A 12,623-nucleotide genomic window follows, 5' to 3' on the forward strand; every position below is an offset into this window, starting at 1 on the left:
GGCGCTGGCGATGCCCGAAGCTCTCTGGATCACGTTCGCATTTGCCCTGGGGCTGCTGGTGAAAGGCGCGGGACTGCCCCCGCTGGTTGGTTATCTCGCCGCCGGATTCACCCTCAGCGGACTCAGCGCCTTCACTCAGGAACCCATCGAGAGCACCGACGTGCTCAACCACATCGCCCACGTCGGGGTCCTGCTGCTGCTGTTCACCGTCGGACTCAAACTGAAGCTGCGCTCGATACTCAGCCCCGAAGTGATCGGCGGCAGCCTGCTCCACTTTCTCATTACCACCATCGTTTTTGCGCCGGGCCTGTACCTGCTGCTCGGACTCACCTGGCAGGCGGCGTTACTGCTGGCCATTGCCCTGTCGTTTTCAAGCACGGTCCTGGCCGCCAAGGTTCTGGAAAACAAGCGTGAGCTGCGGGCGTTTCACGGCCGGGTCACCATCGGCATTCTGGTCATGCAGGATCTGATTGCCCTGCTGGTCATGAGTCTGGCGGTGGGCGACTCCCCGTCCCCCTGGGCGCTGCTGTTGTTTTTATTGCCCTTACTGCGTCCGCTGCTGTACCGGTTACTGGATGTCTGTGGCCATGAAGAGCTGCTGGTGTTGCTGGGGCTGATGCTGGCCCTGGTTCTCGGCGGGGTGGGGTTCGAATCCTTGGGGCTCAGCTCGGAACTGGGCGCGCTGGTGTTTGGCTCCATGCTGGCCAAACACCCCCGCGCGGTGGAGCTGTCCAAATCCCTGTGGGCGGTTAAAGAGGTGTTTCTGGTCGGTTTTTTCCTGCAGATTGGCATTGGCGGTCTTCCCGACGCCTCTGCCATGGTGTTTGCAGTACTCGCAGCTCTGGCGCTGCCCCTCAAGGGCCTGCTGTTTTTCGGTTTGCTGCTGGTATTCCGGCTGCGCTCCCGCAGCAGTTTTCTGACCAGTCTGGCACTCACCAATTACAGTGAGTTCGGGTTGATCGTCGCCAGTGTGGCGCTGCCTCAATGGCTGGTTCCCCTGGCGCTGTCGGTGTCCCTGTCGTTTATCATCTCGGCACCGATCAACCGCATATCCCACGCGCTTTACGAACGCTATGCCCACCGCCTGGCCCCCATGGAAGGCAACCGGCGCCACCCGGACGAGCAGCCGGTTTCCCTGGGCGAGACCCGCATTCTGGTCATGGGCATGGGGCGCACCGGCACCGCCGCCTACGACCGCCTGCTCGATTCCGACCCGCGGATCATGGGACTGGATTCCGATCCGTCCAAGGCGCTGATGCATCTGAAGGCGGGACGTAATGTGGTGTTTGCCGATGGCGAAGACACCGGTTTCTGGCAGCAGCTTCACATGCCCCGGTTGCAGGCCGTGGTGTTGGCCATGAGCGATATCGAAAGCAAACTGATCGCCGCCCGCATGCTGCGCCAGCGCGGGTTCCTCGGCTACATCATTGCCCACACGATGTATGCCGACGAAGCCGAACAGATCAAAGACGCCGGCGCCAACGAAGCCTACCTCACCATGAACGAAACCGGCGTGGCGTTGGCCGGCCACATCGACGATTACCTGTCCCGGCCCCACTTCCAGTCACCAGGTTCCCCCTGACCCGTGCAGATGTCGAATCTTTTTACAACCCATGCCCGTCAAGCTCTGACTCTGCTGCAGTAAACCGCTGTTTTCCTGCCTTTTGGCCTACCAATGGCATATATGCTGCTGCCTTTCTGGGCATGCCATCAGCTTGAACGTCACTCCCGTGATACAGGCGGTTCCGAGGGTGCCCGGATGTTCTCCAGCGTTCACTCCGCACACTGCTTTGCCCGGGAGTCACATCATGGAAGCGAAAAGGACACTATTGTGGCTGGCGCCCACGCTCAGCGGAAAACTCCACCGGCCACTGAGCCCCCGCTGGGAGGTGCTGCCGGTGCAGATCAATCAGCCACCCGCGCCCTTGCGCAGCGCGCACCACATTCGCGTGGGGGTCATCGACCTCACTGACAGCGCCACCCCGACCCACCCCCACCTGGAGCACTGGCTGGACCTGCTCAGTCCGGTTTCCTGGGTGGCGCTGACGCCCGCCCTGCCGGCCGCGGCGCCCCCACTCAATCACCTGATCAGCACCTACTGTGCGGACTATCACACCCTGCCGCTGGACCCGTTGCGGCTGAATAACGTGCTTGGCCACTTATGGGGGATGGCCAACCTGCAGGCGCGCCTGCACCAGTCTCAGGCCTTGCCGCTGCAGCACCAGGCCCTGTCAGGAAATTCGATGGCCATCCGGCAGACGCGCAGCTTGTTACGTCGCTTCGCCAGCACCATGGAGCCGGTGCTGATCTGCGGTCAAAGCGGAACCGGCAAGGAGGCCGCAGCGCGCTTTGTGCACGCCCACTCGCCGGTGAGCAATGGCCCGTTCATCGCCATCAACTGCGCTGCACTGCCCCCTTCTTTTACCCAAAGCGAATTGCTCGGCCATGACAAAGATGCGATTGCCGGTGTTGCTGGGGAGCGTTCCGGTCGGACAACCGCCGCCCGGGGCGGTTCACTGCTGCTGATGGGAATTGATGAGCTGTTGGCGGAGCAACAGTCGGCATTGTTGCGTTTCCTGCAGGAAGGCATGGTAGACCGGGTCGGCGGGCACCAGATGCAGGCGGCACGGCCGCGGGTGATCGTGACCAGCTCACGCCCCCTGCAGGAACTGGTGGCCAATAATCAGTTTCGCGGCGATGTGTATTACCGGTTGGGTGGCCTCAGGGTCGCCCTGCCAGAACTGCATCAGCGCCTTGAGGACATCCCCCTGCTGACCCGTGAATACCTCAGACGCATATCGCCGGAACAGCCCCGGTGCCTGACGGAAGATGCCATGCGGTGCCTGCTCACCCACACCTGGCCGGGCAACCTCCGTGAGCTGGATAACCGGTTACGGCAAGCGGTGTTGCTCAGCAACCAGGAAACCATCACGGCGCGCGAGTTGGGGTTCACTCCCACCCGTGATGGCAGCACCACGGGTCTGAGCCTTGAACAGTTTCGCGCCCGTGCGGAAAAACAGGCTCTGACCTCCACCCTGGCCCTGACCAACAACAATGTGGCGGCCGCCGCCCGTCTGCTGAACATCTCCCGGGTGTCCCTGTACCGCTTGATGGAAAAGCACCATACCACCCACCGCCGGTCCGGCAGGCGCTCCTCCTGAGCTGGCACCCTGCGGTGGTGCGCATCCCTGCAGCGATCGGGGGGACCACCACCGGATGCCCGGCGATGGCGCCTCCATAAAAAAAGGCGGCTCCTGTATCGGAGCCGCCTCGTGCCATCAACGATTGACCGCTTGCGGTCAGATGTCCTCGAACTGTCCCATGGTATTGTCTTTACCACCAGCCAGCAGGGCGGCTTCACCGGCAAAGAATTCCTTGTGGTCATCACCAATGTTCGAGCCGGCCATATCCTGGTGTTTCACCGTGGCGATACCCTGACGGATCTCCTCCCGCTGGACACCGGCTACGTACGCCAGCATGCCTTCATCGCCGAAGTAGCCTTTCGCCAGGTTGTCGGTCGACAGCGCCGCGGTGTGGTAGGTCGGCAGGGTGATCAGGTGATGGAAGACACCCGCTTCCCGTGCTGCGTCACGCTGGAAGTTCCGGGTCCACTCGTCGGCCACTTCCGCCAGCTCGGAACCGTCGTATTCAGCGCTCATCAGGCGGTCGCGATCGTAGGCCGAGACGTCTTTACCCTCTTCGACCCAGGCATCGAACACCTGCTGGCGGAAGTTCAGCGTCCAGTTGAACGACGGGCTGTTGTTGTACACCAGCTTGGCATCCGGCACTTCTGCCTTGATGCGGTTGACCATGGCCGCGATCTGTCCAACGTGGGGTTTCTCGGTTTCGATCCACAACAGATCGGCACCGTTCTGCAGACTGGCGATACAGTCCAGCACCACGCGGTCTTCACCCGAACCTTCCTTGAACTGGAACAGCCCGGAAGCCAGACGTTTGGGCTTAACCAGTTTGCCGTTCTGCTTGATCACCACGTCACCGTTGTTGATGTCGTCGGCACTGGTAATCACGTCCCCGTCGATGAAGCTGTTGTACTGGTCACCCAGATCACCGGGCTCGTTGGTCACTGCGATCTGCTTGGTCAAGCCGGCACCCAGGGAATCGGTACGCGCCACGATCACCCCGTCATCCACGCCCAATTCGAGGAACGCCAGCCGTACGGCGTTGATCTTGGACAGAAAATCGGCGTGAGGAACCGTTACTTTGCCGTCCTGGTGACCGCACTGCTTCTCGTCAGACACCTGGTTCTCAATCTGGATTGCGCACGCGCCGGCTTCAATCATCTTCTTGGCCAGCAGGTAGGTCGCTTCATCGTTACCAAAGCCCGCGTCGATGTCCGCAATGATCGGCACAACGTGGGTTTCGTGGTTGTCGATCTGGGCTTCGATCTCTTTGGCTTTGGCGGTATCCCCCGCCTCCTGGGCCGCTTCCAGATCACGGAACAGGTGGTTGAGTTCCCAGGCGTCAGCCTGACGCAGGAAAGTGTAGAGTTCCTCGATCAGCGCAGGAACCGCGGTCTTCTCGTGCATGGACTGGTCGGGCAGTGGCCCAAACTCGGACCGCAACGCGGCCACCATCCAGCCGGACAGGTACAGGTAACGGCGCTTGGTGCTGTTGAAGTGTTTCTTGATCGAAATCATCTTCTGCTGACCGATAAAACCGTGCCAGCAACCCAGTGACTGAGTGTACAGAGACGAATCCTTGTCGTAATTAGCCATGTCTTCGCGCATGATCTTGGCGGTGTAGCGCGCAATATCCAGCCCGGTCTGGAACTTGTTCTGGGCACGCATGCGGGCAGCGTGCTCGGGCTTGATCGCCTTCCAGGTCGGATGCTGCTTGATCAATGAGCTAAGGGTGTCTACTTGTTTTGCGTATGGCATGGTCTCAGTCCTGTCTCGTAATAAGTGGGTGAGGTGCGCGTTGCAGTGGCTGGCAGTGCAGCCGTCTGTACGTCGGTATTGGTGCTACTTTAGTCTATAAATTTTTATAAATGAAATTTATATCATGTATGCCCATCATTTCTTACGTGAATAGTGGTGCGGGGTTTTCCAGCGGGTCGGTGAGACCGAGCACCACCAACTGGTCACCCGGCTGCAAATTCAATAACCGGTTGCGATCCATATTCAAGTGCACCGACCGGCCCGCCGCGTCGGGGCGCGCGCGCAACACCCCCAGCCCGATCTCGCCGTGGGCAGCCACGGTTTGTTCCAGAGTGTGAAAATCTGCATCGGGCATCAGCGGGTAGGCCTCCGGCGAGCGGAACTGCAACTCAGCGCCACCGGCGGTAAACAGCTCGTCCAGCACCATGCGCAACTCACGGCGCAAGGCTACCTGGGCCAGCACGTGGCTGAGAATCATCGAACTGATCATCACTTCGGCATTGTCACTGCTGAGCAACAACCGGTTGTCGGGATCCGTTAACTCCATGATCAGGTGGGGCCGGTGTGCAGACTCGGCCAGCACCTCTTCAAGTTGCAGGTAGCCCATGATGGTGCGGGCGTCCGCTTCTTCGCCGGACGCCAGATGATCGCTGCTCAACAGTAAAATGGTGTCGTAGGACGCGGGGTTCACCCGGCGCAATTCACGTTCCATCACGTAGTCCGCGTCGATGTGGCGGTATTCCACCTGCCGGTAACCATACTGATGGCGGCGCATGCTGCGCTCGCGCTCACCACCGGGCTTTTCCGAAACCACATCGACACTGAAAGAGTGACCGGCATAGCTGTCGAATTCCGCCAGCAACGAGGGCAGCCGCCGGCTCCAGCCCAGCACCAGCACCCGGTGCGTCTGCGGTCCCCCTTGACGTCCACGGACCACCCCGGGCGCTCGCCGGACCGCGGGCAATGGCGCCAGTTGAGGCTGCGGCTCGGTCTGGCGGTAATCCCGTGCCATCAGAATAAGGCGGTCTTCACTGGCAATCACCCCTTCCGTAGCACAGGCCAGTTGTACCTGGCCGTGCCGGATCACCCCGAGCACTATGGCGTTGGGCCGCAAACTGGCAACCTCCGCCAGAGTCATGCCGGTGAAATGTTCGCCCCCGCGGATGTAAATTTCATTGCCGTCACCCGCCGTCAGCAACTCGTTGTAGAGCTCTGACAAACCGGGGTGCAGGACATTCTGCACCAGCAACCGGCTGATCAGGGCATCCCCGGCCACCACTTCCACCGCGCCGGAGTACGCCCGCTCGATGAGGGGTTGTTTGCGTAAATCCTGAATTTCGGCGACCACGTAAGGCAGGGGCCGCCCCAGATGGCGGGCCTGCACCGCGATGGACAGCAAGGCTTTCACGGTTTCAACATCCGAGGTGACCGGGCTGTCACCCTGATGAGGTGAACGGGGAATGATCACCGCAGCGGCCTCCAGACAGGCCACCCGCTGCAGCGCGTCGGGCTGGATAGGCAACCCGGAACGCAGGATCACCTGGCGCGCCCGCGGGCCGATTCCCGGCTCGCTTTTCAGCTCACTGACCTGGGCGGCCGATACTTCTTCCGCCAGCACCACCAGCCGTAAACGGCGGGCATCGTGGCGTTGCAGAAACCGGCGCATTCGCCCGGACGAGCCCAGCAACTCCGCCAGCAGGGGAAAGGTCTGATTGCTCCAGCCCAGCACCACTATGTGGTTTTTCAGCGCCACAGGGGTCAAGCCCCGCTCAAGATCGGTCATCAGGGCAATCAACCAGCGCGTCAGAATTGCCACCAGTGCACCCAGAAATACCACATAGCCGCTGATCGTGAGCAAGGTGGAGACAAATCGCTGCCAGGTGCCGACGTCATCGCCCAGATAACCGGGGTCCGTCAGCCGCAAAAACGCCCACCAGATGGCCGCCCCCCAATCGGCAAACGAATCATTCACCGGAACCACGAGCAGACCGCCGACCAGGGCAATCAAGCCGATCACCAGGGCAACCACCAACAGTTGAAACATCGCCCCTTTGACGAACTGGCGTTCCACCATAAACTTGACACGATCAACAAAGCGCAGTGGCAACATGCAACCGGATTCCTTCAGGACATGGGTTTGACACTGTAGCACGGCGCCCCGCCTCATCCATGGGGCACAACGGCTGAACAACAGGACTAACGTTATGATTCGATGGCTTTCTGCCCTGCTGGCGGCGCTGGTGCTCGGCCTGGCGGGTTGCACCACCCTGCCGGCCGCCACGCCGGGGGATACCCGCCCGCTGGTGTCGCCCTATGACAGCCGGCTGTTCAATACCCGCACCCTCGCGCCCCTGACGGTGGCGCAATTGGCTGCCGAACTGGCATCCGCCGATGTCGTCATTGTCGGCGAAATTCATGGCCATCAGGGCAGTCATTTGCTGCAGGCCCGGTTGCAGGGCAGCCTGCACCGGATCAGACCCGCGCAGGTGCTCAGCATGGAACAGTTCAATCTTGATCATCAGGCGGCCCTTGATGAATATCTGGCCGGCGACACCGGGGAAATGGAATTGCGCGAAGACGCCCACGCCTGGCCCAACTACCCCGGCTCCTACCGCCCCCTGATTGAGTACGCCAGGTATCATCGCCTGCCGGTGATTGCAGCCAATGCCCCCGCGCACACCGTGCGCTGCGTCGGCCGTCAGGGCGCCAGCTACCTTGACCGCCTGCCCGAGTCGGCCCGTCAGGCCTTGCCGGCCGCGCCGTTTTACGGCACCGCCCCGTATCAACGCAAGTTTTTCGCACACATGGAGCAGCACGGCCCGGCTGATGGACGCAGCCACAATGAGGGCCGGCGCGACCGGCTGCACAACAGTTACCTTGCGCAACTGTTACGGGATAACACCATGGCAGAGCGCATTCTCCACGCTTTGGCAGCACACCCGGAAGGGCAGGTCCTCCACACCACCGGCACCTTTCACAGTGAAGCGTATCTGGGCACCGTCGCGGCACTGCGCGCGCGACAGCCCGACCTCCGGGTGAGCGTCATCAGCCCGATACAAGTCACGCCCGGAGAACCGATACACTTGTCAGCGGAACATCGGGCCCAAGGCGATTACGTGTACTTCATCACCACCCTGCCCGAGGCTTACCTGGACCCCGTGCGCCGCCAGAAATCATGGCAGCAGCAGTTTGCCAAAGCCGCGGCGCGGCCTTGCGACCGGAGTGCCCCGGCAGAGTAGGCGCTCTGGCGCGGGTGGCCCGGACAGACACGCTACTGGGTCTGCACCATCTCATCGGTGACCTGATAATCCCCTGCCAACCAACGTACAATTTCCCCCGCGGCAGGGTGGTCAAAGTGGCCGTAGGTTTGCGCCAGACTGGCTTTGCGCGCTTCACTGAGCCGCTGCAACCCGGCGTCCTGCAGCAACAGCAAGTCGGCCTGCACCTGCCTGGCCAGTGGTTCGCCCAGTACGGCCAGGGCTGCCCGCCAGAACGCTTCCCCATACTGGTAATCGTCGCCCTGCGCGTAGCTTTGCGCCAGGGTCAGCGCGGGGATCAGCGTGAGCACCGGTTGCAGGGCGGGGTTGATGGCGTGGCCGGTCAGGTGCGCGGCATTAACGGCCGGGCGCCCGCTGAAGCCCCGCAGGTGCAGGTGCCGGGACATGCGATCGCCATCGTTTACCGGATAGTTGTCCCACAACACGGGTTTGCGCCCTAACGCTGCGGCGACGCGTTTGAGATGCCCCGGTGAAATCTCCCGGGAGCACACTTCTTCTCCGGTCCAGAACACGTTGATAGACGGATCCAGTTCCGCCCCCAGGGTCTGCAGATAAGACTCGGGGCGCGGCCCGAACACCCGGTCCAGCACCGGGTCCGCAGAATAGTAAGTGGGGCAGATGCTCACGCGCTCGGCACCGGTTCGGGCCCTGATCCAGTGGGCAATATCGGCTTGCCGGGCCGCCAGATCCGGTACTTCACTGCGCATATCGTCAAACAGTATGGCCAGCTCCTGCACCCCGAGCCGGTCAAACAGGGCCAGTTTGCGGATCAGCGCCTCCCGGGCACGATCGTCGAAATTGTTGAACACCTCGAACGGACTCAAGCCGATCCCGAAACGCACCCCCTGCTGACGACAGCGTTGGGCGAACCGGCCCACTGCCTGCGACCAGCCAGGTGACGGTTCCTCATCCCAGCGCCGTCGCAACCAGGCGTCGGCCTTGGGGGCGTAGATATAAAACCCATAATCGTGGGGCGCCAGCGCAGTCATCACCTGTTCGCGCTCAGCCCAGCTCCATTGGGGACCGTAAAATCCCTCGATTACCCCCAATTCAGTGTGCATAGCGGCTCTGCATATTCTGCTCGAAGATCTGTTGATGGGCGCAAAGATTAACCCATCGCCAGCCAAAGGTAACCACCTGATGGGCGGCCAACGCACTGACAACCGGTTCCCACCGGCCCGCGCGGGCCATTGAATACACGCTATCTATATAGCTTTATTTTATAAGTGATTATATTGCAGTTATTACCCCGCGCACCAACCGGTCGATATCTATCTACACAGTTAATCTGCAATAGAAAATAACGACCATATAAATCAGCCCGTAGCAAATACGCCAGAGGACCGGTCCGTTGCCCATCCGGGTTGTTTATAGACCGAAACTCCATTGCGGGTTACACTATTTTACACACTTATAACAATACGCTGACAAGTGCGTAACAAGAGCCACCTTCAAGTCAATCAGGGATAACGATGACGACCGATTATAAGGATTATACCCAGCGGCTGTTCCAGCAATACTCGCGTTTTATGAACGAATTAATAACCTCCGGAGGCACGCCGGCGGACAGCGACTCAGCTGGTCAGCCCACGCCGTCGGGACTCACCGACGCGCGTATCGATACGGACAAACTGATCCGGCACCAGTTCGCCTATCTGGGCAAACAGCTGGAACTCTGGCAGTCCATGGGCCGGGCCATGCACGGCGGTGCCAGTGAGCCGGTCGTGTCGGAAGACAAGGGCGACCGGCGCTTCGGCGATGAAGACTGGTCCACCAACCCGTTGTTCAGCTTTATCAAACAGTCCTACCTGCTCAACAGCCGGCTGCTGACGGATATGCTCGACAGCGTCGAGTTCAAGGATGATTCCCAAAGCGACAAACTGAAATTTCTGCTGCGCCAATACATCAATGCCGTCAGCCCGAGCAATACCCTGCTCGCCAACCCCGAGGTGTACCGCACCGCCCTGGAAACCAATGGCGAAAGTGTGCACAAGGGGCTGACCAATCTGTTTTCGGATCTGCAACAGAGCTCCCGCTCTGCGCTGAAACTGACCCAGACGGACGAATCGGGCTTCGTGGTCGGTGAAACCCTGGCGACCACTCCGGGCAGCGTGGTCTATCAAAACGAGATCATGCAGTTGATTCAGTATGCGCCGACCACCAAGCAGGTGTACGCGACGCCACTTCTGATCACCCCGCCTTACATCAACAAGTACTATGTGATGGATCTGGATGAGAAGAAATCCCTGGTGCGCTGGCTGGTTGGCAAAGGTTTTACGGTGTTCATGATTTCCTGGGTCAATCCGGGGGCGGAACTTGCCCACAAGAGCTTCAGCGACTATGTCACCCAGGGGCCGGTCGAAGCCCTTGAGGTAGTGCGCGACATCACCGGCGAAGACAAAGTCAGCCTGGTTGGCTATTGCGTGGGCGGCACCATTTCCAGTCTGACGGCGGCACTGCTTAAGGCACAGGGTAAGGACCATCTGGCATCGTTGACCTTACTGACCACCTTGCTCGACTTCTCCAACCCCGGCGAAGTGGGCCATTTCCTCTCGGAGTCGACCTGGCCACGGCTGAAGCAAGAGGTTCAGAACACCGGTTACATGGACGGCCGCAGCGTGGCCCTGGGCTTTAACCTGCTGCGTGAAAACCAGCTGTTCTGGCCCTATGTGATCAACAACTACCTGAAAGGAAAGACCCCTCAGGCGTTCGACATACTGTATTGGAACAGTGACAACACCCACATACCGGCCACCAATTACATTGAATACCTGGAAAACACCTACCTGCACAACCGCCTGATCGAACCCGGTGCCGTTGAAATTGACGGCACGCCGATCGATGTATCGTCCATCGATGTGCCGGTGTACGTGCTGGCCACCCGGGCGGACCACATAGTGCTCTGGGAAGCGGCTTATCAGAGCATGCAGGCCCTGTCATCGGCCCCCATTCGGTTCGTACTGGCCGAATCCGGCCATCTGGCGGGGGTTATCAACCCGGAAAAGGGGGGCAAATACGGCCATCGCACCAACCCCGATACAACCGGATCGGCCGCCGCGTGGTTTGCAGCGGCCGACGAGCAAACCGGTTCCTGGTGGCCGGACTGGTTTGCCTGGGCCCAGCAACATTTTGCCCCCAGCAGCGCTGACATGACCAGCGCCCGCCAGGTCGGCAACACGGCGGACTACCCAGAGCTGGAACCGGCACCGGGCAGCTACGTGCGCAAACGGGTCTGACCACGCGAATGGTCAACCCTCCGTTGTTCCACCTGTTTCCGCCAGGCGGAAACAGGTCGGGGTCTCAGGATGTGGGCAGAGTTGATGCGCCAAACGGGTTATACTGGGCCCACATCGAACCTGAGCAGATGAGGCCACCTTGGATACCACGCAACCCGTAGTGATTAAGAAATACCCCAACCGGCGCCTGTACGACACGTCCCAGAGCAAGTACGTCAACCTGGAATACATACGCCAGTTGATCCTTGAACATCGCGATTTTCAGGTGGTGGACTCCAAAAGCGGCGAAGATCTGACCAAGAGTGTGCTGTTGCAGATCATCAGCGAATCGGAAACGTCCCAGTCGCAATCGCTTCTGACCGACACCTTGCTGAAACAGCTGATCTGTTTTTACGGCAGTGACATGCAGAGCTTTGTCCCCCAGTATCTGGAAGACAGCCTCACCCGTTTCCTCAGCCAGCAGGAAAAAATGCGCGGCATGATGAAAGACCTGGTCGCGGCTGGGCCGCTGGGTCTGTTCGGAAAAATGGTCGAACAGAATATTGAGGCCTGGAACCGCTTCAACCGCCCGGACGGCACCCCGGACGACGAATCCCGGGACAAATAAAACACACCTTGCTGCGGCGCAACAAAAAAACGCTTGCGCCCGCCCGCCTTCTCCTCTAGCATGAGCGGACACAAATTGCTGCAATGCAACAATACTGCGCAATCAACTACCGCGTCCAGCTAGAGGATCCCTTACCATGTTTGACACAATGACCGAGCAGCTTCAGCAGTCACTCAACCCGGTGAATGAGCTGGTCGCCAAAAACGCCAGCGTATTGGTGCAGGCGGCCGAGCAGCAAACCCAGTGGTTCGCGGACCTTGTGAACGCAAGCGTTGCCTGCACCCGGTCCCTGACCGCCCAAACAGACCTTCCCGGGGTCGTCAACGTGCAAAAAGCGTATGCCGGCGAGGTCCAGAACACGCTGGTTGCCGCCAGCAAGACCGCCAACACCCTGATTGCAGAAGTTCAGGCCAACGTGGGCGAGGCAGTCAAACCGTTTGTTCCCCTGCGCCACACGGCAGCCCAGTGAGCGAACCGACGGGCAACCTTCGCTGAATTGTACAGCAGACGACCGCCGACTCTGAGGCTCCAGCGGCAACCGGGGCCACCCACTACTGCTGCGAGGCAGCAAATCCACCTTGCAGCTTCCCCTGTCAGTATTTAC

9 protein-coding genes are annotated in these 12,623 nt (G+C 60.3%); 6 read left to right on the top strand and 3 right to left on the bottom strand.

Annotation, left to right across the window (positions count from 1 at the left end; all coding sequences use genetic code 11):
* The first annotated feature begins 10 nt into the window (after nt 1-10).
* Nucleotides 11-1,582 carry a cation:proton antiporter family protein gene (locus BG841_RS03930; protein WP_070056462.1) on the top strand — a complete coding sequence of 524 codons (1,572 nt, stop codon included), beginning with the start codon at nt 11-13 and terminating at the stop codon, nt 1,580-1,582.
* A gap of 226 nt (nt 1,583-1,808) precedes the next feature.
* Nucleotides 1,809-3,161, top strand: a complete 1,353-nt coding sequence (locus tag BG841_RS03935; RefSeq protein ID WP_074454283.1) for a sigma-54-dependent transcriptional regulator — start codon at nt 1,809-1,811, stop codon at nt 3,159-3,161.
* A 138-nt stretch (nt 3,162-3,299) separates the two neighbouring features.
* On the opposite strand, the gene BG841_RS03940 is transcribed toward BG841_RS03935, so the two are convergent.
* Nucleotides 3,300-4,898 carry an isocitrate lyase gene (locus tag BG841_RS03940; RefSeq protein WP_070056464.1) on the bottom strand — a complete coding sequence of 533 codons (1,599 nt, stop codon included), beginning with the start codon at nt 4,896-4,898 and terminating at the stop codon, nt 3,300-3,302.
* Between the two features lie 142 nt (nt 4,899-5,040).
* A complete protein-coding gene (locus BG841_RS03945) occupies nt 5,041-7,008 on the bottom strand; it encodes a CASTOR/POLLUX-related putative ion channel (RefSeq protein WP_070056465.1) in 1,968 nt (655 codons plus the stop codon).
* 94 nt (nt 7,009-7,102) lie between these two features.
* On the opposite strand from BG841_RS03945, the gene BG841_RS03950 reads away from it, so the two are divergent.
* Nucleotides 7,103-8,137, top strand: a complete 1,035-nt coding sequence (locus BG841_RS03950) for a ChaN family lipoprotein (protein WP_083260171.1) — start codon at nt 7,103-7,105, stop codon at nt 8,135-8,137.
* A gap of 32 nt (nt 8,138-8,169) precedes the next feature.
* Here the strand turns inward: BG841_RS03950 and BG841_RS03955 are convergent, their stop codons facing one another.
* Nucleotides 8,170-9,237, bottom strand: a complete 1,068-nt coding sequence (locus tag BG841_RS03955) for a beta-N-acetylglucosaminidase domain-containing protein (protein WP_070056466.1) — start codon at nt 9,235-9,237, stop codon at nt 8,170-8,172.
* A 411-nt stretch (nt 9,238-9,648) separates the two neighbouring features.
* On the opposite strand from BG841_RS03955, the gene BG841_RS03960 reads away from it, so the two are divergent.
* The 3 genes from BG841_RS03960 to BG841_RS03970 all read left to right on the top strand — a co-directional run bounded on the left by BG841_RS03960 (nt 9,649) and on the right by BG841_RS03970 (nt 12,488).
* Complete coding sequence (locus tag BG841_RS03960) at nt 9,649-11,412, top strand: PHA/PHB synthase family protein (protein WP_070056467.1); 1,764 nt, start codon at nt 9,649-9,651, stop codon at nt 11,410-11,412.
* Between the two features lie 139 nt (nt 11,413-11,551).
* The gene (phaR, locus tag BG841_RS03965) at nt 11,552-12,019 is read left to right on the top strand and encodes a polyhydroxyalkanoate synthesis repressor PhaR (RefSeq protein ID WP_070056468.1); all 468 of its coding nucleotides are present in this window, start codon (nt 11,552-11,554) and stop codon (nt 12,017-12,019) included.
* 136 nt (nt 12,020-12,155) lie between these two features.
* Nucleotides 12,156-12,488 (top strand): phasin family protein, encoded by a 333-nt coding sequence (locus tag BG841_RS03970; RefSeq protein WP_070056469.1) that lies wholly within the window; start codon nt 12,156-12,158, stop codon nt 12,486-12,488.
* The last annotated feature ends 135 nt before the right edge of the window (nt 12,489-12,623 follow it).

This window comes from Marinobacter sp. X15-166B (assembly GCF_001752365.1).
In the GTDB taxonomy this organism is placed as follows: Bacteria; Pseudomonadota; Gammaproteobacteria; order Pseudomonadales; family Oleiphilaceae; genus Marinobacter.

What these genes read in the sequence shown, in the direction of transcription:
- BG841_RS03930 (WP_070056462.1), top strand. Translation starts at nt 11, where the DNA reads ATGCCCGAAGCTCTCTGGATCACGTTCGCATTTGCCCTGGGGCTGCTG.
- BG841_RS03935 (WP_074454283.1), top strand. Translation starts at nt 1,809, where the DNA reads ATGGAAGCGAAAAGGACACTATTGTGGCTGGCGCCCACGCTCAGCGGA.
- BG841_RS03940 (WP_070056464.1), bottom strand. Translation starts at nt 4,898, where the DNA reads ATGCCATACGCAAAACAAGTAGACACCCTTAGCTCATTGATCAAGCAG.
- BG841_RS03945 (WP_070056465.1), bottom strand. Translation starts at nt 7,008, where the DNA reads ATGTTGCCACTGCGCTTTGTTGATCGTGTCAAGTTTATGGTGGAACGC.
- BG841_RS03950 (WP_083260171.1), top strand. Translation starts at nt 7,103, where the DNA reads ATGATTCGATGGCTTTCTGCCCTGCTGGCGGCGCTGGTGCTCGGCCTG.
- BG841_RS03955 (WP_070056466.1), bottom strand. Translation starts at nt 9,237, where the DNA reads ATGCACACTGAATTGGGGGTAATCGAGGGATTTTACGGTCCCCAATGG.
- BG841_RS03960 (WP_070056467.1), top strand. Translation starts at nt 9,649, where the DNA reads ATGACGACCGATTATAAGGATTATACCCAGCGGCTGTTCCAGCAATAC.
- BG841_RS03970 (WP_070056469.1), top strand. Translation starts at nt 12,156, where the DNA reads ATGTTTGACACAATGACCGAGCAGCTTCAGCAGTCACTCAACCCGGTG.